Origin of the sequence: Stenotrophomonas sp. AS1, assembly GCF_048957655.1 — a bacterium.
Classification (GTDB): Bacteria; Pseudomonadota; Gammaproteobacteria; order Xanthomonadales; family Xanthomonadaceae; genus Stenotrophomonas; species Stenotrophomonas bentonitica_A.
In genome coordinates this window covers 499707-522827 of record NZ_JARVXM010000006.1, presented here as the reverse complement: position 1 = coordinate 522827, position 23121 = coordinate 499707, and the positions used below count along the sequence as shown (strand labels likewise).

The window sequence follows — 23121 nt, the reverse complement described above, 5'->3', positions numbered from 1 at the left end:
CCGCCTTTTGCGGCCGGTCACTACTCAAAGCGCTGACGCGTATCAAGACTTCGTATCAGGCCACCTAGATATTGCCCATGCAGAGAGTTCTCCAGCTCGTTCAGAGAGCGACTCAGGTGTCCAATCTTCGTAACGATCAAGCACGCGCTTTGTCGTGGAGAAGACCGTCTCAGTCCTCAGTAGCTTCCGCGCTTCGGACCAAGAGCGAGACCCTTTCTCCGAATTCGCCTTTCCTGACAATGGAACCAAGTTCGCCCACGTGTCTCGCCACTGATCGATGTCATTCTGGGTGAACTTCTCCCGCCATGCATCTTTGGCAGTCTGTGGGAGGAGATGATCAGCAGTCATTTCTGGGAACGAGCTAAGCACATCGCCCTTGGTGAATGATCTTTCAAGCTCGAGCATCGCGAAGTTTCTTATCTTTCTGGAGTACATCGGTGCACTTCGAATCGATATGTCGAATTCAGCGTCGTTAGGGAACTTGATGGTCTTTGTCTCTAGCGATCTCCGAACGTCGGCTTCAACCGCACCGGCCACGTTCCATAGGCCTTTGAATACAGCGTGCAACCCCGTAGGCTCCATGCCAGAGAGTGCGCGTCGGAACAAGAAAGATTCAATGGTTCTGACTATATTCGCAGCTGTCTTTCCATCTACCTCGGTAGCGAGGACGGCGGAATGAAGTGAAAAGATGTAGGGAAAGACCACTGAGGGCGCGCGCATACGGGAAAGCGCTGACATCGCCTCCGCGTACTCCCTGTGAGCGCCTGGCAGAGGGGTCCCGTCTTTAAGATGTCTGTAGACGCCGACATGCTCTCTAAGATCGTTCATGATCGCTTCGACCTGCTCCGCAGGGTTTGCAGCAGTTCCATGCGAGCTGAGCCAACGCTTTGCAAGAGAATTAAAGGTTCTTGACTTCGTTATGGAGCTGTCGCGCGTTAGTGCATGAGGAAAGAAGTAGCCTTCCATCGAATCCAAAGAGTCGAATCCCGTCTCAAATGGACGCCACGTGCTCGCGTAGACTTCTTCAGCTGCTGCTGGATCGTCGCGAAGCCGTTTTAGGACCTCATTGCGCACCAGGTCAACGATACCTAAGCGGGCGCCTTCTTTGTTAAGTCTATCGAATACTTCATTGGCATCATGGCGCTGACCCAGGCGAATCTCGACAAATTCAAGTCGTTCTAGAAGGACCTCTCTCAGCTTCGCGACGGCCTCCGGAGACGCCTTGCCATCCGCATCAAGGCACCTATCCCGGACTGATCTTTTAATCAACTCATACGCCACAGACATTGCACCGGAGCTGTCTCCGGTCTCGCGTGCTTGTGAAACCCTAGCTTTTCCTGCAAGTGCGCTCAATACGATTTGATTGAACTGTCTTGTATCACGCAGAGTTGGGTAGAGCTTCGGCATCTGCCGAGAGGTCGACTTTCGCGAAAGTAAGTATTCTTCGGCGAGTGAATCGGAAGCATCAGCAGCGTCTGCCTCACGCGCTACTAGTGCTAGGGCACACAGGCTTAGATACAGCGTCGTCAATCGCTGCTGACCATCGATTACCCAGTACGAGCCAGGCGCACTCGACGTCGACGCAGACTCGTTATCGAAAACAAGCGCACCGAGAAAGCGTACGTCGCACTGCCCGTCCAGTACGGAGTCGATGTCATCCCACAGCCTATTTATGTTTTCTGATTTCCAAACATAAGGCCGCTGAAAAAGCGGACACCTCAAGATGTTGTCGGCGGAAAAAAGTTGATGAAGTGTTACTGGATCGGCAGCTAGTTGCTCTGAAGTGGCCACGAATGAAATTCCCCCTGTTGCTATTAATAGGCATCCCCGCAAGCGCGTGCGCAGCAAGTATGGCGGAAGCTATCACGTACGTGCTTTGAATTGCCATTGCCTATACCAGTGGGGCAAACCGTGAGGTGAAGGGGGCGTCGTACTGCCCTAAAGCCTGCATCCGCTAGTCCTCGCGAATTGCAAAGGTTGCCTGTGCGCCGTTGAACAGGCAGGGCGGTACCAGTCAGCCCTGTGCACGCCACGTCAGCGCCCTGCCGATTTCTTTCACGGCTCACCCAACCCCCTCTCCCTAGGATCGAACCTTCCTTCCCCATCGCTCCAAGGAGTTCCCATGGCTGCTTCCCGCGTTCGCCTGCACGTTGAAGATTCCGGTGGTACCGGCCGCCCGGTGGTTCTTATCCACGGCTGGCCGCTTTCGGCCGAATCGTGGAAGGCCCAGGTCCCCGCGCTGCGCGATGCGGGCTACCGTGTGGTGGCCTACGACCGCCGTGGTTTTGGGCGATCGGACAAGCCGGCCGACGGCTACGAGTACGACACACTCGCCAACGATCTGGCCGGTGTTCTCGAGGATCTCGATCTGAAGGAGGCCACCCTGGTCGGCTTCTCGATGGGCGGTGGTGAAGTGGCGCGCTATGTCGCCAATCATGGCGAATCGCGCCTGCACAGCGTGGTGTTCGCCTCGGCGGTGCCGCCGTACATGCTCAAGACCAGCGATAACCCCGAGGGCCCACTGACCCAGGAAAAGGCCGATGAAATGCGCGAAGGCCTGGAGAAGGACCGTGACACGTTCTTCGATGGCTTCACCAAGGATTTCTTCAGCGCCAACGGCGAGCTCAAGGTCAGCGAGGAAGAGCGGCAAGCCGCCATCACGCTCTGCCAGCAGTCCGACCAGACTGCGGCGCTGGGTTGCATGAAGGCCTTCGGCACGACCGATTTCCGCGGCGATCTCAAGAAGGTCACGGTGCCGACCTTGGTGCTGCATGGTGACAGCGACGGCACGGTGCCGTTCGAAGGCTCGGGCAAGCGCACCCATGCGGCCATCGCGGGTAGTGAGGTGGTGGTGCTGAAGGACGCGCCGCACGGCTGCAATGCCAGCCATGCCGATGCCTTCAACAAGGCGCTGCTGGACTTCCTGAAGAAGTAAGCCGCAGGTCGTTATGCGCTGTACGCGCCCGGCACGTTGAGCTCACGTGTCGGGCGTTCTTGTACGCTGTCCACGCGCAGCAAAACTGTAGCGCCAGCCCACACGAGACCGTCCATGCGCCAGTCCCAGACACCGCCCTGGAAGAAGCCCAGTCCCAACGGGAAGAAGAAGTCGCAGCCGCTCTCCGAGGCGCAGAAGGATGCGGCACGTCAGCGCGCCGAGGAAAACGGGCGGCGCTACCCCAATCTGGTCGACAACATGTGGGCGGCCAAACTGCCACGCGGCAGTTGACCAACCCCTTTCTCAGCGCTTGACTGCAAGCACCCCATCCATCGCCAGCTCGGCCTTGAAGCCTGCCTTTTCCAGCCGCTTGGCGACCTCGCGCGGCACATCGCGGCCGCTGGTCAGTTTGTTCGGCGCTCCGGTGTAATGGAACATCCGGCCACCCTTGCGGATGACGCGCGCAAGCTGGTCATAGAACACCTGTGAATACAGTTCGCCGGCGATGCCGAAGCGCGGCGGATCGTGCAGGATCGCGTCGACCGAGGCAGTCTCCAGCCCTTCGATCTCCTGCGACACGTCACCCTGGCTCAGCGCCAGCCGACCGCCGCTGCTCTCCGCGTCCGGATCCGGCGACCACGGATTGAGGGTGCGCAGCCACAGCACATCCGGGTTCTTCTCGAACGAGCGGATACGCGTGACGCCGCCTTCCAGGCAGCACGCCGCGAAGTAGCCCAGGCCGCCGCAGGTATCCAGCACGGTCTTGCCGGCCGGCGCGATCAACGCGACCTTGCGGCGGGCATCCTCGAACGGGGATACCTGCGCGCTGGGCAGCATCTTGATGCCGTCGATCTCGAAGGTCGGCGCGTCCCAGTCGGTCGGCACCAGCTTGATCAGCGCCGAGCCGAAGCGCGAGATGGCCAGAAACTCCTCGCCGTCCCAGTAGTACAGGGTGCGGTCCTTGGTCTTGCCGGGATAGGCGTAGGTCTCGCCCTTCCACTGCCAGTGGTCGGCCGCCAGCGTGGCGGTGCAGGTGGAGCGGCCGAGGTCGAGCGAGCCGGTCCATTCCCCGGTGCCGGCATCGCGGGCGCGGGTCAGGCTCTCGGCGAGCGGGCGGGTCAGCAGGGGGCCGGTGTAATGGGGCACGGGATCCAGGGCCGCGGCGCAGGCGCCAGGCGGTATGTCAGTCAGGGGTGGGCATCGTACCTGAGATGCCCCTGGCCGCCCTCATGCGACCGATTCATGACCGGGAGTCCGACCCGCGCATGCGCTGGTGTCCGAGGTGCGCACGGGGAGTGCGCTGATCGCGCTGCAGCCGGCGGCTTTGGATACTTTGGCCATGTCCTACGACCACCTCCTCTGGCCTACCGGCACCGCCTACTTCTTCAGCGCGCACCTGCGCGATCGCAGCAGCAGCCTGCTGGTGGAACAGGCGCAGACCCTGCGGCTGGCGTTCCGGGTGGCGCAGCAGGCGCGGCCTTTCCGGATCAACGCGATCGTGGTGCTGCCGGACCATCTGCATGGGGTGTGGACACTGCCGGAGGGCGATGAGGAGGGTCATCGCCGTTGGGCACAGGTCCAGGCGATCTTCGACCGGCAGTTGCCGATGGTTGATCCGCGGCTGCAGCTGCGGCGGGACCGCAGCCTGCGGCCGCTATGGCACAACGGCTACCGCGAGCACCGGATCGTTGACGCCGAGGACCTGCAACGGCACGTGGCCTATGTGCACCACAACCCGGTCAAGCACGGGCACGTGAGGGATGCCACGCAATGGCCATACAGCTCGATCCACCGCGGTCGCCGCGAGCCGGAGGAGCCAGGCTGAAGGTTGGAGATGGGGATGGGGTTCCCGCCTGTGTACGACCGCGGGCGGGGATGTTGGGGATGGGTGTCGCGGACCGGGCCACCGGTGCGGGCGGGCGGTTGCCGCCCCTATCAGTGGCCCGGTGGGCGGGATCCGGAAACCTTGCCCATCAGGGGCACTTCACCGGAAACACTGGGCCGGCGCCGATCAGCACCAGCGCCATGTAGTCGCTGTCCTTGGCCTTGCCCTTGAGCGTGGCGCCCGGGTTGAATTTGAAGATGCCGAAGCCGCCACCGGGGCGGACCAGCGCTTTGTTGATCTGGTCGGCATCGTCGCGGAAGAACTGGGCGATCTCGGCGCGGCTGGATTCCTGCAGCGGCGTGGCATCGCGCTGCCATTGCTCATCGCGGTTGAAGGACACGTAGTACTGGCCGCTCTGCTGCTCAATGCGGAATTCGGCGGGCTTGCGCGCGTGGGTGGCATAGCAGCCGAGCATCGGATCGGAGGAGAACACGCCGGCGCTGTTGTCCTTGCCGCAGCCGGTCAACAGCAGCGGCGACAGGAAGAGCAGGCTGGGCAGTACACGCATGGCAGATCCTTGGCGGCGGGTGTGGGAGCATTGTCCAACACGGCGTGAAAAGATGCCGTCTGCGTGCCCCGTGCCCCGTGCCCCGTCGTCGGCAGGCAATGGTGTACGGTGACGCGATTCTCAGGAGACCCCTCGTGCCGCCAGATTCTCCGCAAGCGCCGCGCTCATCGTCTGTCGCACCGATGTCGGCTCAACGGCTACCGCTACTTGGCCTGGTCAGCTTCTTCGGCCTTCCCGTCGGGGCGGCCGCCGCGCATATCGCCACCGCCGCCAACCACGGGGTCACCGCCGGCGCCAGCACCACCGGCGTCTCGATCGGCGTACTCGCTTCAGCAGCCGTGGGCCTGATCGCCACGGTCGGCTCGCGCGTGCGCCAGGAGCGCTGGCCGTGGCTGGGCATCGTGGGTGCAGTGCTCAGTGCGGCGCCGCTGGTGCTGTTCCTGGTCGGGATGATGTTCATGCACTGAGCCGGGCCGTCCGCTCAATGCCGGTGGCGACGCCAGGCATTCCACACATGCGTGCTGGCCAGCAGCAGGCTGCCGACCACGGTCATCGGGGTCTCGGCATCGTGGCTCGGCCATCCCATGGCACCGGCCAGCAGCAATAGGAGTCCGATCGCCGCGCCGGCCATCGCCAGCACGGGCAGGCGATGCTGGCGGTGGGCGCGCCACAACGCGAAGCCGGTCACCGGCGCGGCGATGGCCACGAACAGGGCATGCACCCACTCGGCCTGGGCCCACACGCCCATCAGCGGGAGCATCGCCGCGAGCAGCGGCAGGGCCAGGCAGTGCAGCAGGCATAGGCCGGAAAGCGCAATGGCGCCGGCATCCAACAGGGCAGAGGATCGCTTCATGGAGCGTGGGGGCCTTGGTCAGTGAATGTTATATAGTAACATTTCATTCCCCTTCCTGACCTGCTCTGCCATGACTGCCTCTGCCTCCTTTGATTCGCGTCTGCCGGTGACCGTGCTGTCCGGCTTCCTGGGTGCCGGCAAGACCACCCTGCTCAATCAGCTGCTGCGCAACCGCGAGGGCCGCCGGGTCGCGGTGATCGTCAACGACATGAGCGAGATCAACGTCGATGCGCAGCTGGTGCGCGAGGGTGGCGCCGCGCTGAGCCGCACCGAGGAAACGCTGGTGGAGTTCAGCAACGGCTGCATCTGCTGCACGCTGCGCGATGACCTGCTGCAGGAGGTGCGCCGGCTCGCGGCGGAGGGGCGCTACGACTACCTGCTGATCGAGTCGACCGGGATCGCCGAGCCGATGCCGGTCGCGGCAACCTTCTCGGTGCGCGATGAGGATGGCTTCAGCCTCAGCGACATCGCGCGGCTGGATACACTGGTTACGGTAGTCGATGGCGTGCGGTTCCTACACGACTTCGGCTCAAGTGACCGGCTGATCGACCGCGGCCACCAGGCCGGTGAGGACGACGACCGCGGTGTGGTGAATCTGCTCGCCGAGCAGATCGAGTTCGCCAACGTGCTCGTGGTGAGCAAGTGCGATCTGATCGACGATGACACGCTGCAGTCCACGCTCGCCGTGCTGCGTGCGATGAACCGCGATGCGCGGCTGGTGCTGTCCGAGCAGGGCAATGTGCCGCTGCACGAGGTGCTTGATACCGGCCGCTACGATTTCGTCAAAGCGCAGCTGGCGCCGGGCTGGATGCAGGCGCTGCGTGGCCAGCACACGCCCGAGACCGAGGAGTACGGCATCACCAGCTTCGTCTACCGCTCGCGCCGGCCGTTCCACCCGCAGCGTTTCGCACGGCTGCTGGAGACCGGGCTGGGCAGCGTGATCCGCAGCAAGGGTTTCTTCTGGCTGGCCAACCGCATGGACTGGGTGGGCGAGCTCTCCAGCGTCGGTGCCGCCACCCAGACCTCGGCCGCCGGCTTCTGGTATGCCTCGCGCGAGCGCATGGAGGCCGGCCTGGAAAACACCGCGCCGCTGCTGCCGCCCACGCGCGTGCCCTATACGGATATCGGCTGGTCCCGCCAGCAGGCGGCGTGCTGGACCGCGCCGATGCCCAGCGTGGAACAGGTCGGCGATGCCGGCGAGTACCAGGCGATGCGTAAACTGTGGCATCCCTGGTGGGGCGACCGCCGCCAGGAGCTGGCGGTGATCGGGGTGGCGATGGACGAACCCGCGGTGCGCGCCGAGCTGGATGCCTGCCTGCTCAACGATGAGGAACTGCGTGCCGGGCCGCTGCTGTGGCAGCTGCTGCCGGATGCGTTTCCGGCGTGGGCGCGTGCATGAACAAACGGATGCCGGAAAGCAGATCGATCTCCAGCCTTGGGTCCGTTGCTTGAGCGGGATACGCCCGCCCTCGCGCTCACATCAGCTGCCACCCACTTCTCGTGGCCTTCAGGCGATGCGTCAGCTGCACGGACTCCAACAAGGCGTGGTCGTGCGAGACGATCATCAACGTGCCGGTGTACTGACCGAGCATCTGCTCCAGTGCGCCCAGCGAGGGCAGGTCGAGGTGATTGCCGGGTTCGTCGAGCAGCAGCAGCTGCGGCGGCGTCTGTGCGTACAGCACCGATGCCAGCGCCGCCTTCAAGCGTTCGCCACCGCTGAGCGTGGCCACGGGCCGCAGGCTGCGCTCGGCATCCAGGCCGAGCAGGGCCAACTGCGTGCGCAGCGTGCCTTCGTCGGCCAACGGATGCGCGCGCTGCAGTAGTGACAAGGCCGAGGCGTCGTCCGGCAGCAGCGTGAGTGACTGGTCGAGCAGGGCGACGCTGGCCGCTACCTCGACCTGCCCCGAGAGCGGTGCCAGTGTGCCGGCGAGCAGCCGCAGCAGCGTGGATTTGCCGCTGCCGTTGCGGCCCTGCACGCCGATCCGCTGGCCGCGCTGCACGGTGAGATCCAGTGTGTTCCAGGGCGCTTGCACCCATGGCAGTTCGGCGGCGATGAGCTCGGCCGCGCGCTGCGGCCCGGGCTGTTGGATCGCCGGGGCGAGCAGGGCGATCTCGATGTCCTGCTCCACCTCGCCGGCAGCCTCGCGCACGCGCGCATCCAGTTCGGTGCGGCGCTCGTTCTGCTGTGCCTGCCAGCGGCCGGCAGTGTGCTCGCTGCGGTTCTTCATGCCACCGAGCAGGATCGGTGCCTGGTTGGCGGTGCGTGCATCGCGTGTAGCGCGCGCCTGCCGATGCGCCATCTTCTCGCGCTGATCGCGCAGCTCGGTCTGCTGCTGGCGGCGCTCGCGCTTGCGCAGGGCCAGCTCGGCCTGGGCACTGCGCCGCTCGCCGTGTTTCTGATCGGCGTAGAGATCGTAGGTGCCGCCGTACTGGCGCAGCCCGCTGGGCGACAGTTCGACGATGCGCGCCATGTGCCGCAGCAGCGTGCGGTCGTGGCTGATCACGATCAGGCCGCCGTGCCAGCGCTGCAGCGCGTCGATCAGGCGCTCGCGATGGTCGGCGTCGAGGTGGTTGCTGGGTTCATCCAGGATCAGCCCCTCGGCACCGGACAGGAACGCACCGGCCAGTGCGACCTGCATCGCTTGGCCACCGCTGAGCGTCGCCGCCGGCTGCAGGGGATCCAGCGCGGGCAAGCCGAGCAGGTGCCACTGTGCCTGCAGCTGCTCGCGCAGATCCCAGCGCTCACCCACGCAGCTGAAATCGCCCGGATCGACGCTGCCGGCTTCGATGCGGAGCAGGGCATCGAGCGCCGCACCGACCCTGGCCAGATCGGCGATGCGGCCCTCGGGTACGCCGCTGTGCTGGGTGAGCAGGTGCACCGGCCCACTGCGCAGGATGCGGCCGGAGGTGGGCGCGAGATCGCCGCTGAGCAAACGTGCGAGCACGCTTTTGCCCACGCCGTTGCGCCCGACCAGACCGGTCGGGGTGCCGTCGAACGCGGCGGACAGTTCGGAAAACAGGACCCGGCCGTCGGGCAGGGTATGCGTCACGCGGTCGAGCGTGAGAGCAAATGCGGTCATGCGACCTCCATTGGATGCCAAGGACTCCCCTCCTGCGGAACAGGTGGGTGGAGACGGGCCGTCAGACGACGGCGGCATCAATGGCGCATGTAGGCCTACCTCGGCAACAAAGGCGGCTGGCTGCCGCGCGGCCAGTATAGAACCGCGCGGCGGCGGGCCGATGAACGCGGCCTGCTCAGCAGCTGCTCAGCAGCTGACGCCGGTCAGCCGGGCGCTGATGAAATCGATGAAGACCCGCAGCTTGGGCAGCACATGGCGGCCGGAGGGCCACAGCAGGTAGAAGGTGCCGCAGGCATGGATGCGCTCGGCCATCACCCGCTGCAGCCGGCCGTCGGCCAGTGCCTCGCGCACCGAGTGCTCGGGGATGTAGGCGATGCCGCGCCCGGCCAGCGCGAAGGCCAGCCGCGCTTCGATCGTATTGCTGACCATCGAGACCGGCAGTGCGAGCGGCGCGGCGCCCGGTATCTGCGGCAGCGGCCACGGCTCCAGTTTGCCGCTGCTGGGGAAGCGGTAGTGCAGGCAGTCGTGCTGCAGCAGGTCCTCGGGCACACGCGGCGTACCGCGCCGGGCGAGGTAGTCCGGCGAAGCGACCAGGTAGCGCGGGAACACGCCGAGCTGCCGGGCGCTGAGGCGCGAGTCGGTGGGCTCGCTGACCCGCAGCACGGCGTCGAAGCCTTCCTCGATCACATCCACCAGCCGGTCATCGAAATCCAGCTCCAGGCGGATGCCGGGATAAGCCGCCATGAACTCGGTGAGCAGCGGCAGCGAGATGTCGCCGACCAGCGGCAGGCTGACCCGCAGCACCCCCGTGGGTGCCTCGGTCTGCTGGACCAGCTCGTCACGGGCGGCGTCACGCTCATCCAGGATGCGCCGGCATCGGACCAGGAAGCGCTCTCCCTCGGCGGTGAGGGTGACGCTGCGGGTGCTGCGATGGAACAACCGCACGCCGAGTGCCTGCTCCAGACGCGACACGGTCTTGCCGGCTGCCGAGGCGGAGATGCCGAGCATGCGGCCGGTCTCGACGAAGCTGCGGGTGTCGGCGACCTGCACGAAGGTCTGCAGGTTGCCGAGGTTGTCCAAGGCTGACATGGGTGGGCACACGGGAAAAGAGCCTTCACTGTAGCGGGCGTCATGGCCTGCGGGGACAGGCGTGGTGCGATGCTGCTGCAACAGTGAGGATCGCAGGTGGCCGGTGGCCACCAGTGGCCCGATTGACGCGCATCCGCGCCGCACGCGACCATCCGTCAGCCCTGCTGTGGGGCCTGCTCAGCGTCAGGGGACGTCATGCAACTCGTATTTACCAAGGGGTCTGGAAAGCACGACCGGATGGACCTGATCCGCGACGGGCATATAGCCGAAAGCATCGAGTGCCCCAAGCAGGGCATCATTCCCCACGACATGGTCCACTTCGCTGTCGAAAATGTGCTCCACAAGCGGGGGTTCATCGGTCGCGTGCTGGAAGGTGAGGCGGCGTCATTCCAGATGCAGGCCGATTCTGAAAGCGATGGCGTGGAGCGGCTGGTGGAGGTGTTCCAGGCCGATGGCTGGTCGGGCTGGAGCACGGCTGCGGCGGACATGCTGGATCTGTATCAGGTGACCTGCACCGCGCGTCACTGCGCTCCGCTGGAGGTACTGGCAGCGGATATCGAAGCGGTTCGCGGGAAGATCCTTGAATTGACCGCGCAATGGCAGTCGGTTCCGGTGGGCAAGTCGTTGACGCTGCAGTTCGTGCATGGCGCGGGTGCACACTGACGCGCGGGGCGGGGATCCCGTCACCCTCACGTGACCCGTTGGCCTGCTGTGTGAGGCCGCCGGGGAGCATGACCGCGATTGCGGAGCTGGCAGTCCGGAATGTACGGAGCGCTGACCCGCTGTTTCCCCAGCGGCTCAGCCCCTACGGTGGCGCTCCCCCCCCACCTACGGCGCCTCCATGTCTTTCTTCCCTGACGTCAGCGGTTCCACTGTCGCGCTGGATGCGGCCCCCACCCGGGTGCACCCATGAGCGGTCACGCGGTCGATTCCACCGCCGTGCCCCTGCCCAACGCGGCCACCCGATTGCCTTTCGGTGGTCTGCTGGCGCTGGCCTGCGCGGGCTTCATCACCGTCCTCACCGAGGCATTGCCGGCGGGCCTGCTGTCACCGATGAGCGCCGATCTGGGCGTCAGCCGCGCGCTGGTCGGGCAGCTGGTCACCATCTACGCCCTGGGCTCGCTGGTTGCCGCACTGCCGATGACCGCATTGACGCGGCGCTGGCCACGCCGCCCGCTGCTGCTCACCGCGATCGCCGGTTTCGTGGTGGTCAATACCATCACCGCGATGACACATCACTACGGCCTGATGCTGGTCGCACGCTTCTGCGCCGGCATCAGCGCGGGCCTGCTGTGGTCGCTGGTGGCGGGGTACGCCAGCCGCATGGTGGTGCCGCAGCTGCAGGGCCGGGCGATCGCGGTGGCGATGGTCGGCACGCCGCTGGCGCTGTCGCTGGGCATCCCGGCCGGTACGCTGCTCGGCCAGACCATCGGCTGGCGCTGGGCGTTCGGGTTGATGTCGCTGCTCAGCGTGGGCCTGCTGGTGTGGGCGCGGCTGGCGCTGCCGTCGTTGCCGGCCCCGGGCGCAGCGGCCCAGCAGCCGTTGGGCAACGTGCTGCGCCTGCGCGGCATGCGCACCGCGCTGATGACGATGTTCCTCTACGTGTTGGCGCACAACGTGCTCTACACCTACATCGAGCCCTTCGCGGCGCTGTCCGGCGCGGCGGCGTGGCTGGATCGCCTGTTGCTGGTGTTCGGCGTGGCCGCGCTGGTCGGCATCTGGATCACCGGACTGCTGGTGGATCGCTGGCTGCGCGCGCTGGTGATCGCAAGCACCGTGGCCTTTGCACTTTCGGCAGTGGCGTTCGGCCTGTGGCCCGGCTCGCCGTGGGTGCTGGTGATCGGGACGGTGGTGTGGGGCATATCCTTCGGTGGCGTTCCCACGCTGTTCCAGACCGCGGTGGCGCGCCGTGCGGACGAGGCCGGGGACATCGCGCAGTCCTTCGTGGTGACCGGCTGGAACCTGGCCATCGCGCTGGCGGGCATCCTCGGCGGCGTGATGCTGGAAACCGTCGGTGAGCGCTGGCTGCCAGCGGTCCTGCTGGTGCTGCTGCTGGCCACGTTGATGGTGGTGTTGCGCCAGCCGCGCGCCTGGGCACCGATCACGCACTGAGCCCAGCCGCCGCACCCGGCAACATGGACCGTGAAGCCCGGCGCTATGCTGGGGCCGGGTATCGCGATGGGAGCAGCGGGTGCGCAAGGGAGTTCTTCGAAGTGCTGTGCTGGCCCTGCTGTGCCTGGCCGGCATCGCCCACGCGGCGGCGCCGGAGCGGCGCATCGCGCTGACCATCGATGATCTGCCCTGGCAGCGCCTGGACGAACGCGCCGAGCCCGAGCTTGCCGCCCGGCATGCGCAGCTGATCGCTGCCCTGAAGCGGGCCGACGTGCCGGTGGTGGGCTTCGTCAACGAGGTCAAGCTGGAGGTGGACGGGCAGGTGCAACCGGCGCGGGTGCAGATGCTGCGCGACTGGCGCGATGCCGGCGTTGAGCTGGGCAACCACACCTATGGGCATGTCGACCTGCATGCGATCGGGCTGGCTGCCTACGAGCAGGACATCCTGCGCGGCGAGGTGGCGCTGCGTCCGTTGCTGGCCGAGACCGGGCAGGCGCCGCGCTGGTTCCGGCATCCTTACCTGCGTGCGGGGCAGTCGCCGCAGGAACGCGCGGCGCTCGGGGAGTTCCTGCAGCAGCACGGGTATCGGGTTGCACCGGTCACGGTCGACAACAGCGAGTGGATCTGGGCGTTCGCCTACGATCATGTGCGCGATACCGACACCGATCCTGTCTCGCGCGAGGCGCGCCTGCGCCAGCTGCGCCGTGGCTACGTGCCTTACATGCTCAAGAAACTGGACTACTACGAACAGCAGGGCCAGCAGCTGCTGGGCCGGCTGCCGGCGCAGGTGTGGCTGATCCATGCCAACGCGCTCAGTGCCGACTGCGTGGAGGAGCTGGTTGCGGCCACGCGCCGGCGGGGCTATCGCTTCATCTCGCTGGAGGCCGCCTTGCAGGATCCGGCCTATCAGCATCCCGATGGCTACAACGGCGCCGGTGGCATCAGCTGGATCCAGCGCTGGGCGATGGCGGAAAACAAACCGCAGGCCTTCTACGCAGGCGAGCCGCCGGTGCCGGCATGGGTGATGACGCTGGCCGGGCTCGAGGGGGAATGATGCGCCGGCTCAGGCCACGGGGTCGCTGTTGGGGTTCTGCATGTTTTCGCGTGCCTGGCCGTACTGCTGCTTGCGCTGCTGGTGGAAGGCCATGAACTCGGCCGGGGCCAGCGCCTTGGAGAACAGCCAGCCCTGCCCGAACTCCACCTGGCGCGCCTGCAGATAGGCCAGCTGCGCCGGGGTTTCCACGCCTTCGGCCACGGTGAACAGGCCCAGGGTCTTGGCCATGTCGATGATGTGCGAGGTGACCGGGCTGGTCGCGCTGTCGGTGCCGATCGCATCGATGAAAGATTTGTCGATCTTCAATGCATCCAGCGGCAACTGCTGCAGGTACTGCAGGCTGGAGTAACCGACACCGAAATCATCGATCGCCACGCAGTGCCCCAGCCGCCGCGCATTGGCCAGGCTGGTGCGGGCGCGGCGGACGTCGATGAAGCCACGCTCGGTGGCCTCCAGCCAGATCTGCTGCGGGTGGATGCCGGTGCCGTGCAGCTTGCTGGAGAGCACCTTCAGCGCCCGGCCGCTGCTGACATCCTCGGCGGCCAGGTTGATCGCGATGTGGGCGGTGCGGTCCTGCACCAGCAGCTCGCGCATGTCGGTGATCACATGGTCGATGACCTGGTCGGTCAGCGCTTCGATTAGGCCGGCCTCTTCGGCCAGCGGAATGAACAGGTCCGGCCGCACCAGCGTGCCGTCGGCACGGCGCCAGCGCACCAGCGATTCGGCACCCACGCAGATGCCGGTGTCCAGTTCGATGATGGGCTGGTAGTGCATGAAGAACTCACGCCGGCGCACCGCCGTGGCCAGCTCGCCCCGCAGCGACAGCCGCCGCCGCGACAGCCACACCACGCCGCCGATCATCGCCAGCGCGCCGAGCACGCCCAACGGGATGAACTGCCCGATCTGGTGGCGGAACGCGGCGACCAGATCGGTCCGCGGCGCCATGGCGATCGCCAGCCACTCCTGGTCCTGCGCGCTGGCGTACAGCGTCTGGCCTTCCAGGCCGCTGGCCGGTTCACGCAGCAGGCGCTGCAGCAAGGCCTCGTCGGGGATGTCCTGCTGGGCGATCAGGCGCCCATCGGGGCTGGCCACCGCCAGGCGTACGTTCGGGTCGACGATCACGTCGACCAGCCGGGCCGGGTCCATGAGGATGTCGTAGCGTCCCAGTTGCAGGGCCAGCAGCGGTTGCTGGGGAGTGCCTGCCAGCGGCCGCACGTCCAGGGTGATGCCCGCGCCTTCGGCGGTGACATAGGCCGGCGGGCGCTGGATGATCTGCGCGTCCATCGGGCCCCAGGACGTGCAGGCCAGCCGGCCGTTCTCGAAATAGCCCACCTGTTCGGCCGAGTGGGTGCGTATCACCAGGCTGCGCATCAGCTGCAGGTGCTCGGGTGAGCACGGTGCCAACGTGCTCTGGTTGAGCTCGCGCAGGGTGGCCAGCGCCGTCTCGTAGGCGCGGTGCGCGCGCTGCAGGGTGCGCTCGGCGGTGGTCTGCAGCCGCACCTGCTCGGATTCGCTGGCGCGGCTCCAGGTGAAATAGAACACGGTGGCGATCGGCACCAGGGCGCCGAGCAGGGCAAGCACTACGGTGGCGGCAATGATCCTGGCGCGGTTCAAGCAGACCTCGATGCCCTGGCGGAGCCCTATATGACCATCAGCGGGCAGGGATTGGAACCATCCGGCGGGGGCGCCATCGCCCTGCCGGCATCACGCGCGGTGGAGCGAGGTGAATCCGTCACATCATCGCCCCGGGCAGTGCCCGGCCACGGCCCCCGCGAACGGCCCGATGGCGACTGGCGCAACGCCTCGCGGAGGTCTATGTTCGGACGCTTCGCCCCTGCCGACGCTGCCCCATGACCGATCCTGCCGTCCCGCCGGAACACCTCCGGCGCAGCCTCTCCAACCGCCACCTGCAGCTGATCGCCATCGGCGGTGCCATCGGCACCGGTCTGTTCATGGGCTCGGGCAAGACCATCAGCCTGGCCGGCCCGTCCATCGTGCTGGTGTACCTGATCATCGGCGCGATGCTGTTCTTCGTCATGCGCGCGATGGGCGAGCTGCTGCTTTCCAACCTGCAGTACAAATCCTTCATCGATTTTTCCACCGACCTGCTCGGGCCGTGGGCCGGGTTCTTCTGCGGGTGGACGTACTGGTTCTGCTGGATCATCACCGCCATCGCCGATGTGATCGCCATCGCCGCGTATGCGCAGTTCTGGTTCCCCGAGCTGGCACCGTGGATACCGGCGCTGCTGTGCGTGATCCTGCTGCTCAGCCTCAACCTGGTCACGGTGAAGCTGTTCGGTGAAATGGAATTCTGGTTCGCGCTGATCAAGATCATCGCCATCTGCGCGCTGATCATCACTGGCTTCGGGCTGGTCGCATGGGGGTTCACCGCCCCCTCCGGGCACGTGGCGTCGTTCTCCAACCTGTGGAACGACGGTGGCGTGTTCCCGATGGGCATGGCCGGTTTCTTCGCCGGCTTCCAGATCGCGGTGTTCGCCTTCGTCGGCATCGAACTGGTCGGTACCACCGCAGCCGAAACCGCTGATCCGGAGCGCAACCTGCCCAAGGCGATCAACTCGATCCCGGTGCGCATCCTGGTGTTCTACGTGCTGGCGCTGATCGCGATCATGGCCGTCACCCCATGGCGTGAGGTGGTGCCCGGCAAGAGCCCCTTCGTGGAACTGTTCGTGCTGGCCGGCATTCCCGCCGCGGCCAGCCTGATCAACTTCGTGGTGCTGACCTCGGCCACGTCGTCGGCCAACAGCGGCATCTTCTCGACCAGCCGGATGATGTATGGCCTGGCCGAAGAGGGGCACGCACCGAGCGCGTTCCGGCGCCTGTCGCGCGCGGCAGTGCCGGCGCTGGGGCTGGTATTTTCCTGCGTGTGCCTGTTGCTGGGCGCGATGCTGATCTATCTGATCCCGAACCTGGTGACCGCGTTCACCCTGGTCACCACGCTGGCCGCGGTGTTGTTCATGTTCGTGTGGTCATTGATCCTGTGCTCGTACATCGTCTACCGCCGCAAGCGCCCGCACCTGCACGCCGCCTCGGCGTTCAAGATGCCCGGTGGCGTGCTGATGTGCGGGGTGTGCCTGGCCTTCTTCGCCTTCGTGCTGGTGCTGCTGACCCTGCAGCCGGACACGCTGTACGCGCTGGCGATCAGCCCGCTGTGGTTCGCCCTGCTCGGCCTGGGCTACGCCGGCAAGCGGCTGCTGGCCCGCCGCCACTGAGTCAGCGCCGGGCCTGCCAGCGCGGCAGGCCCGGTATTCACCTTCGGTTCGCGCCTCCGGCCGGATGATCGCGCCGCACCCTTCCGTGCCCCGATCCGAGCCCGATGAATCCGACCCTGCCTGCCGCGTTGGCCCTGTTGTCGTTGCTGCTGCCTGGCCTGGCATCGGCGCGCACGGTCTATCGCTGCGTGCAGAGCAACACGGTCAGCCTGGCCACGGCACCCGAGCCCGGCTCCAGGTGCACTCCGCAGCAGATCGACGACAACGCCGTGCAGACCCCCAACCTGTGGGGCAACATGGGCGTCTTCAGCGGCACCCTGTACGAACGTGAGCAGGACGGTGCACTGGTCTACTCGACCCGCAACCTGCCGGGCTCGCGCGTCTTCCTGAAGTTCACCGTGGCCACACCACCGGGCGAACCGGCGCACGAGGGCCTGGGCAAGGTCGGCGCGCCGCAGTTGAACCGGCACGCCAAGCAGTTCAAGGCGGCGGCCAAGGCCACCGGCGTGGACGATGCCTGGCTGCGTGCGATCGCCCATGCCGAAAGCGGTTTCGATGCCGGCGCGATCTCACCCAAGGGCGCGCAGGGCGTGATGCAGCTGATGCCCGATACCGCCACCGAATACGGCGTGGCCGATCCGCTCTCGGCCGAGCAGTCGATCAGCGGGGGCGCGCGCTACATGAAGGCGTTGTTGCGCCGGTACAAAGGCGACCGCGTGCTGGCGGCCGCCGCGTACAACGCCGGCATCGGTGCGGTGACCCGCTACAAGGGCGTGCCGCCGTATGCGGAAACGCTGGCCTACGTGGAGAAGGTCAGCGCGCTGTATGTGCGCTATCGCGAGGCGATGGGGTTCAAGGTGGAGACGCCGGCGAAGTAGGCGCTGCTCCGGGGCGAAACGTCACGCGCTGTACCGCGCATGGGTCGCCACGCGGCCCACCGTGTTCACCGCCGCCTTGACCTCGGCACGCTGCGTGGGCGGCTGCCAGCGCGCGTGGACCATGAGCGCTCCCGGCGTGCAGGGTTTGCAGGCACGCCACGAGCGGCTAAGGTCGTGTCCCGAACAGCAGCAAGGACAGCGATGACGCGCGGACGATGGACGATGGTGGTGCTGATCGCCGCTCTGATGGCGGCAGCGCTGGTTTGGACCTTCCTGCGTGAACCGGCCGCGCCGGCACCGCCACCGGGCCCGGTGGCGACGGCCCTGGGCTGGACGCCGGCGATCAGCGTACTGGCCGGCGACGGCGTGGGCGGCAGTACGGAAGGCCCCGCAGCCCAGGCGCGCTTCGCCGATCCGTACGGCCTGGCAGTGGATGCACACGGCGTGGTCTACATCGCCGATGCCGGCGACAACAACCGCATCCGTCGCGTCCATCCCGACGGTCGCGTGGATACGCTGGCCGGGCAGGGCGAGGGTTGGCGCGATGGCGCCGCCCTGCAGGCGCAGTTCAACACGCCCTCCGGGATCGCACTGGATGCGGGCGGCAACGTCTATGTTGCCGATACCGGCAACCACGTGATCCGCCGCATCGCGGTGGATGGCACGGTAAGCACGCTGGCCGGTGATGGTCAGCGGGGGTTCGTCGATGGCCCGGCCGCCCAGGCGCGCTTCGATGGGCCGATGGGCGTGGCGGTGGATGCGGGCGGCCGCGTCTTCGTGGCCGATACCTACAACGACCGTATCCGCGTCATCGAACCCGATGGACGGGTGCACACCGTCGCCGGTGGCGAGCGCCCGGGCCTGGTCGATGGTATCGGGGCGGCCACCCGCCTGGATACGCCGGTGGCGTTGGCAGTGGATCCGCACGGCAACCTGCTGATCGCCGATCTGTTCAACAACGCGATCCGCCAACTCGCCCCGGATGGCACGCTGGGCACCCGGCTCGCCGATGGCGGCCTGCTCAGCGGACCGATGGCGCTGGCGGTGACCCATGACGGGGTGATCTACGCCAGCGACATCAACGGCAAGGTGGTGCAGATCTCGGCCCAGGGCCATCAGCTGGCACTGGCTGGGGTACCGCCGCAGCCCCGCTTTGCGCGGCCCACCGCACTTGCGCTGGATGCCGAGGGCGGCCTCTATCTGGCCGATGCCGCCTCCTACCGCGTGCACCGGCTGCGTGCCCTCGGGCCTGGGCAGACGGCGCCGCCGGCGTTGATCGGCCCGGCACCGGAGGCCCCCTTGCCCGACACCGCCGGCCGGTGGCCCCTGGCTCCGCAGGACGGGTGGCACGAAGTGGTCGGCACGTTGGGTGAGGTGCGCGGGGACTTCAAAGGCGAGAGTCGGCACCATCTGCATGGCGGGTTCGATATCCGCGGCGATGTCGGCCAGCCGGTGTTGGCGATCGCCGATGGCAAAGTCGACACGCCGTTCGCGGCGTGGTCGGTCGGCGGCCAGGCCGAAGGCCTTTCGCTGGGCCGGCTCAAATACATCCATATGAAGGTGGGCCGCGATCCGCGCGATCGGCCGTTCGATGCGCGCTGGCAGCAGGTGTCCGGTGAGGACGGCAAGCTCGAACGCATCCGCGTGCGTCGCGGCACCCGGTTCGCCGCCGGCGAAGCCTTGGGCAGCATCAACCGGATGGCGCATGTCCACCTGAGCGTGGGCGCCAGTGGTTTCGAGCGCAATGCGGTGGCACTGGGCTTCACCGGTTACGCCGATACGTTCGCGCCGCGCATCACCGAGGTCGCCGTGCTGGACGACCTGGACCAGCCGGTCAAGGCGGGTGCCGACGGGCGCGTCGCGATCCCGCGCCAGGGGCCGGGCGTGCAGATCGTGGTGGAGGCGTGGGACCAGGTGGACCGCAATCTGCCACGGCGCCGGCTGGGCCTGTACCAGGTCGGCTACCAGGTCCTGGATGCGCAGGGCCAGCCGCTGGCCGGGTACGAGCAGCCGCGCTTCAACATCGTGTTCAACCGGATGCCGCGCGAAGACAGCGCCACCCGCGTGGCCTACGCACCGGACAGCGGCATCACCGTGCATGGCAGCGCGGTCACCCGGTTCCGCTACCTGGTCACCAACACGGTGCGCGATGGGTTGGTCGAGACCGGACGCTGGCAACCGGATGCATTGCCGGCCGGCGAATACATCCTGCAGGCCAGTGCGCGCGACTACAGCGGCAATGAGGCCATCGGCCCGCGCGATCTGAAGATCACGCTGTTGCCTTGAGCGGTGTCAGGCGCCGACGCGCACGCGTTCGGCGTCCATGTCGGCCAGCGGGCGTACCTCGATGCTGCCGAAGCGCGACCACGGGAACTGCTGCGCAATGCGCATCGCCTCGGCGTGGTCGGGCGCGTTGATCAGGTTGAAGCCGGCCAGCAGTTCGTGGGTTTCGGCGAACGGGCCATCGGTGATGCGGGTTTGGCCCTGGCGCACGCGCAGCGTGCGCGCGCTGTCCACCGGTTCCAGCTTCTGGGCGAGCACGAGGGTACCCTCGGCCTGCAGGCGGTCGGCGTGGTGCAGGCAGTCATGCATCAGGCGGTCGTATTCGTCGCCGGGCAGGGCCTGCAACAGGCCCTCGTCGATATAGATCAGCAGAAGAAATTGCATGGCCGGACCAGGGTGGGCGGGGAAACCGCATGATGCCCCAGCCCGCGGTCGTGGCGTGTTGCAGCGCCGCAGCGCGGCCCTGTTCAGCGACGAAAAAATAGTTCGTCGTGCGTGTCGATTTCCATCCCCTTGGCACGTTGTATCCAGTGAACGGCCCGGGTTCCGGGCTGGCACACAGGAGCACCCCGTGAAAGTCATGGTACTGGTCAAGGCAACCGCCGCCACCGAGGCCGGTCAATTGCCGACCGAGCAGGAAATCCGCGCGATGGGCGCGTACAACGAGCAGTTGGTCCAGGCCGGGATCATGCTGGCCGGCGAGGGCCTGCACCCGACCTCGCGCGCCCGCCGCGTGGCCTTCGGCAGCGAGCCGCCGCGGGTGATCGATGGGCCGTTCGCCGAAACCCGCGAGCTGGTCTGCGGGTTCTGGCTGTGGCAGGTGCGCTCGCTGGACGAGGCCACCGAATGGCTCAAGCGCGCACCGTTCGCTGCCGGGGATGTGGTCGAGCTGCGGCCGATCCTCAGTGCCGAGGATTTCGGCGCGGCCTTTACTCCCGAATTGCAGGCGCAGGAACAGCGTCTGCGCGACCAGATCGGCACCGCCGATTGATTCCCCCCCGCACCCCTGGAGCACTCCCATGAAACTGATTCCGTTCCTCGGCTTCAACGGCAAGACCCATGACGCCATGGCCTTCTACGCGCAGGTACTCGGCGGCAAGGTCACCTCTGAAATGAAGTACCGCGACATGCCACCCATGGAAAGCCAGGAGGGCTGTGGCGAGATGCAGCCGGAGACACTGGACCACGTCGCGCACAGCCAGCTGGAAGTGGGGTCGGCGATCCTGATGGCCGCCGATGGCCCGTCTTCCGACGGGCAGGGCAGTACCACGATCAACATCGATGTGGATTCGATCGAGGAGGCCGAGCGCGTGTTCAACGCGCTGGCCGACGGTGGCGAGATCAAGATGCCGATCACCGAAACCTTCTGGGCCCACCGTTGGGGCTTTCTGATCGACCGTTACGGCAAGCCGTGGATGGTCAACTGCATGAAGCAGCCCTGATTCTTTCGTTCAAAAGGAACCATCCACATGACCAACGCTACGCAGCAGATGATCTTCGTGAACCTCCCGGTGCGCGACCTGGAGGCGTCCAAGACGTTCTTCGCCGCCCTGGGATACACCTTCAACCCGACCTTCACCGATGAGAACGCAGCCTGCATGATCATCAGCGACAGCATCTTCGTGATGTTGCTGGTGGAGACGTTCTTCGCGCAGTTCACGACCCAGCCGATCAGTGATGCGCGCCGCCAGACCGAGGTGATCACCTGCCTGTCGGCGCAGAGCCGCCAGGCGGTCGACGGGCTGGTGGACAAGGCGCTGAAGGCCGGTGCCCGCGAGCCGCAGCCGGCGCGCGATTACGGTTTCATGTACCAGCGGGGCTTCCAGGACCTGGATGGGCACCTGTGGGAGATCGCGCACATGGACGGCGAACCGGGGTGATGCCACGCCGCGGTGCGGCTTGTGCGCCGGCCGCACCGGTGCTCTGATCGGCCGCATGGACACGGCACTGACGCAACGACTGGAGACGATCTGGCGCATGGAGTCGCCAGTGTTGACCGCCCGCCTGACCCGCCTGCTCGGCGGCGATGTCGGCCGTGCCGAAGAGCTGGTCCAGGACACCTGGCTGGCCGCGCTGGAGCGCTGGCCCAGCCAGGGTGTGCCGGACAATCCCGGAGCGTGGCTGATGACCACTGCGCGCAACCGCGCCATCGATGTGCTGCGCCAGCACCAGCGCGTCGCCGGCCAGCACGCGCAGTTCGGCAGCGCGCTGGCGCCGCTGCCGTTGCCGGCGCCGGACGACAGCGACGCGCTGGAAGACGACATCGGCGATGACCTGCTGCGGCTGATGTTCGTTGCCTGTCATCCGGTGCTGGCCGCCGACGCGCGTGTCGCGCTGACGCTACGGCTGCTCGGCGGCCTGACCACCGATGAGATCGCACGCGCGTTCCTCGCGCCGGAGCCCACCATTGCCCAGCGCATCGTGCGCGCCAAGCGCACGCTGGCGCACAAGCAGGTGCCATTCGAAGTGCCGCGCCAGGCGGCGTTGCCGGAGCGCCTGGCCTCGGTGCTGGAGGTGGTCTACCTGATCTTCAACGAAGGCTATGCGGCCAGTGCCGGCGATGACTGGATGCGCCCGGCCCTGTGCGACGAAGCGCTGCGGCTGGGCCGCGTGCTCGCCAGTCGGTTGCCGACCTGGCCGCAGGTGCAGGGGTTGCTCGCCCTGATGGAACTGCAGGCCTCGCGCACCGCCGCCCGCACCGATGCCACCGGCACGCCGATCCTGCTGCCCGACCAGGACCGCACGCGCTGGGACTGGTTGCAGATCGCCCGTGGCCAGGCCGCCCTGCAGCAGGCGGTGGCGCTCGGTGGCGGTGACGATCCCTATGCATTGCAGGCCGCCATCGCCGAGTGTCACGCACGCGCTCGCCGCGCCGAAGACACCGACTGGGCGCGGATGACCACGCTGTACGCACGGCTGGCACAGCGCCAGCCCTCGCCGGTGGTGGCGTTGAACCATGCGGTGGCGCTGTCGCGGGCCCAGGGCGCGGCGGCCGCGTGGCCGCTGGTCGATGCGCTCGGTGACGATGCGCGGCTGCGCGACTATGCGCCGCTGGCTGCGGTGCAGGGCGACCTGCTGGCCCAGCTGGGGCGGCACGCCGAAGCACGGGCGGCATTCCAGCGTGCGGCCGCGCTGACCGCCAATGCGCGTGAGAAGGCGATGCTGCTGGCCCGTGCGGCAGCCGTGTAGACCGGCACTGCACTGCGCGGCGGCT

Annotated in this window: 23 protein-coding genes; 15 read left to right on the top strand and 8 right to left on the bottom strand. The window is 66.8% G+C overall.

Features of this window, described 5'->3' with window-relative positions; all coding sequences use genetic code 11:
- Nucleotides 1–42: 42 nt before the first annotated feature.
- The gene (locus PV764_RS11320; protein WP_421116615.1) at nt 43–1791 is read right to left on the bottom strand and encodes a DUF262 domain-containing protein; all 1749 of its coding nucleotides are present in this window, start codon (nt 1789–1791) and stop codon (nt 43–45) included.
- A 331-nt stretch (nt 1792–2122) separates the two neighbouring features.
- Here PV764_RS11320 and PV764_RS11315 point away from each other — a divergent pair, with 331 nt between their 5' ends.
- Together PV764_RS11315 and PV764_RS11310 are read left to right on the top strand one after the other, a co-directional pair.
- Nucleotides 2123–2935, top strand: coding sequence for an alpha/beta fold hydrolase (locus PV764_RS11315; RefSeq protein ID WP_421116614.1), 813 nt, complete (start codon nt 2123–2125; stop codon nt 2933–2935).
- Nucleotides 2936–3049: 114 nt separating this feature from the next.
- Nucleotides 3050–3226 carry a hypothetical protein gene (locus tag PV764_RS11310; RefSeq protein WP_019185714.1) on the top strand — a complete coding sequence of 59 codons (177 nt, stop codon included), beginning with the start codon at nt 3050–3052 and terminating at the stop codon, nt 3224–3226.
- A 12-nt stretch (nt 3227–3238) separates the two neighbouring features.
- On the opposite strand, the gene PV764_RS11305 is transcribed toward PV764_RS11310, so the two are convergent.
- Nucleotides 3239–4081 carry an MnmC family methyltransferase gene (locus PV764_RS11305; protein ID WP_046272883.1) on the bottom strand — a complete coding sequence of 281 codons (843 nt, stop codon included), beginning with the start codon at nt 4079–4081 and terminating at the stop codon, nt 3239–3241.
- 193 nt (nt 4082–4274) lie between these two features.
- Here PV764_RS11305 and PV764_RS11300 point away from each other — a divergent pair, with 193 nt between their 5' ends.
- A complete protein-coding gene (locus tag PV764_RS11300; RefSeq protein WP_046272922.1) occupies nt 4275–4760 on the top strand; it encodes an REP-associated tyrosine transposase in 486 nt (161 codons plus the stop codon).
- A gap of 148 nt (nt 4761–4908) precedes the next feature.
- Here PV764_RS11300 and PV764_RS11295 read toward each other — a convergent pair whose 3' ends face one another.
- Entirely contained in the window at nt 4909–5328 is a 420-nt protein-coding gene (locus PV764_RS11295) for a hypothetical protein (protein ID WP_019185717.1), read from the bottom strand.
- 182 nt (nt 5329–5510) lie between these two features.
- Between PV764_RS11295 and PV764_RS11290 the strand changes: the two genes are divergently transcribed.
- Nucleotides 5511–5795 carry a hypothetical protein gene (locus PV764_RS11290; RefSeq protein WP_046272884.1) on the top strand — a complete coding sequence of 95 codons (285 nt, stop codon included), beginning with the start codon at nt 5511–5513 and terminating at the stop codon, nt 5793–5795.
- 14 nt (nt 5796–5809) lie between these two features.
- Here PV764_RS11290 and PV764_RS11285 read toward each other — a convergent pair whose 3' ends face one another.
- Complete coding sequence (locus PV764_RS11285) at nt 5810–6181, bottom strand: MerC domain-containing protein (protein ID WP_046272885.1); 372 nt, start codon at nt 6179–6181, stop codon at nt 5810–5812.
- A 70-nt stretch (nt 6182–6251) separates the two neighbouring features.
- On the opposite strand from PV764_RS11285, the gene PV764_RS11280 reads away from it, so the two are divergent.
- On the top strand, nt 6252–7580 hold the full coding sequence (locus PV764_RS11280) for a GTP-binding protein (RefSeq protein WP_046272886.1): 1329 nt from the start codon (nt 6252–6254) through the stop codon (nt 7578–7580).
- A gap of 76 nt (nt 7581–7656) precedes the next feature.
- Here PV764_RS11280 and PV764_RS11275 read toward each other — a convergent pair whose 3' ends face one another.
- Both PV764_RS11275 and PV764_RS11270 read right to left on the bottom strand, forming a co-directional pair.
- Nucleotides 7657–9261: an ABC-F family ATP-binding cassette domain-containing protein gene (locus PV764_RS11275; RefSeq protein ID WP_421116613.1), complete on the bottom strand. Its 1605-nt coding sequence runs from the start codon at nt 9259–9261 to the stop codon at nt 7657–7659.
- Nucleotides 9262–9447: 186 nt separating this feature from the next.
- Nucleotides 9448–10350: a LysR family transcriptional regulator gene (locus PV764_RS11270; protein WP_046272888.1), complete on the bottom strand. Its 903-nt coding sequence runs from the start codon at nt 10348–10350 to the stop codon at nt 9448–9450.
- Between the two features lie 195 nt (nt 10351–10545).
- Here PV764_RS11270 and PV764_RS11265 point away from each other — a divergent pair, with 195 nt between their 5' ends.
- From PV764_RS11265 to PV764_RS11255, 3 genes are all read left to right on the top strand, one after another.
- Nucleotides 10546–11013, top strand: coding sequence for a hypothetical protein (locus PV764_RS11265; RefSeq protein ID WP_046272889.1), 468 nt, complete (start codon nt 10546–10548; stop codon nt 11011–11013).
- 246 nt (nt 11014–11259) lie between these two features.
- Entirely contained in the window at nt 11260–12462 is a 1203-nt protein-coding gene (locus tag PV764_RS11260) for an MFS transporter (protein WP_046272890.1), read from the top strand.
- 79 nt (nt 12463–12541) lie between these two features.
- Nucleotides 12542–13516, top strand: a complete 975-nt coding sequence (locus PV764_RS11255) for a polysaccharide deacetylase family protein (protein WP_421116612.1) — start codon at nt 12542–12544, stop codon at nt 13514–13516.
- A 9-nt stretch (nt 13517–13525) separates the two neighbouring features.
- Here the strand turns inward: PV764_RS11255 and PV764_RS11250 are convergent, their stop codons facing one another.
- Nucleotides 13526–15130: an EAL domain-containing protein gene (locus PV764_RS11250; RefSeq protein ID WP_261997620.1), complete on the bottom strand. Its 1605-nt coding sequence runs from the start codon at nt 15128–15130 to the stop codon at nt 13526–13528.
- A gap of 236 nt (nt 15131–15366) precedes the next feature.
- Here PV764_RS11250 and cycA point away from each other — a divergent pair, with 236 nt between their 5' ends.
- The 3 genes from cycA (at nt 15367) to PV764_RS11235 (ending at nt 19910) form a co-directional block, all read left to right on the top strand.
- Nucleotides 15367–16746: a D-serine/D-alanine/glycine transporter gene (gene cycA, locus PV764_RS11245; RefSeq protein WP_046272893.1), complete on the top strand. Its 1380-nt coding sequence runs from the start codon at nt 15367–15369 to the stop codon at nt 16744–16746.
- A gap of 104 nt (nt 16747–16850) precedes the next feature.
- Nucleotides 16851–17624 (top strand): lytic transglycosylase domain-containing protein, encoded by a 774-nt coding sequence (locus PV764_RS11240; RefSeq protein ID WP_284128450.1) that lies wholly within the window; start codon nt 16851–16853, stop codon nt 17622–17624.
- Nucleotides 17625–17825: 201 nt separating this feature from the next.
- The gene (locus PV764_RS11235; protein ID WP_421116611.1) at nt 17826–19910 is read left to right on the top strand and encodes an SMP-30/gluconolactonase/LRE family protein; all 2085 of its coding nucleotides are present in this window, start codon (nt 17826–17828) and stop codon (nt 19908–19910) included.
- Nucleotides 19911–19916: 6 nt separating this feature from the next.
- On the opposite strand, the gene PV764_RS11230 is transcribed toward PV764_RS11235, so the two are convergent.
- On the bottom strand, nt 19917–20291 hold the full coding sequence (locus PV764_RS11230; protein WP_019185729.1) for a YciI family protein: 375 nt from the start codon (nt 20289–20291) through the stop codon (nt 19917–19919).
- A gap of 187 nt (nt 20292–20478) precedes the next feature.
- On the opposite strand from PV764_RS11230, the gene PV764_RS11225 reads away from it, so the two are divergent.
- Genes PV764_RS11225 through PV764_RS11210 form a run of 4 tightly spaced genes read left to right on the top strand, consistent with a single transcriptional unit; the run spans nt 20479 to nt 23096 of the window.
- The gene (locus PV764_RS11225) at nt 20479–20898 is read left to right on the top strand and encodes a YciI family protein (RefSeq protein ID WP_019185730.1); all 420 of its coding nucleotides are present in this window, start codon (nt 20479–20481) and stop codon (nt 20896–20898) included.
- 28 nt (nt 20899–20926) lie between these two features.
- Complete coding sequence (locus tag PV764_RS11220) at nt 20927–21349, top strand: VOC family protein (RefSeq protein WP_421116610.1); 423 nt, start codon at nt 20927–20929, stop codon at nt 21347–21349.
- Between the two features lie 27 nt (nt 21350–21376).
- Nucleotides 21377–21787 (top strand): VOC family protein, encoded by a 411-nt coding sequence (locus tag PV764_RS11215; protein ID WP_070426526.1) that lies wholly within the window; start codon nt 21377–21379, stop codon nt 21785–21787.
- Between the two features lie 55 nt (nt 21788–21842).
- The gene (locus PV764_RS11210) at nt 21843–23096 is read left to right on the top strand and encodes an RNA polymerase sigma factor (RefSeq protein ID WP_421116609.1); all 1254 of its coding nucleotides are present in this window, start codon (nt 21843–21845) and stop codon (nt 23094–23096) included.
- The last annotated feature ends 25 nt before the right edge of the window (nt 23097–23121 follow it).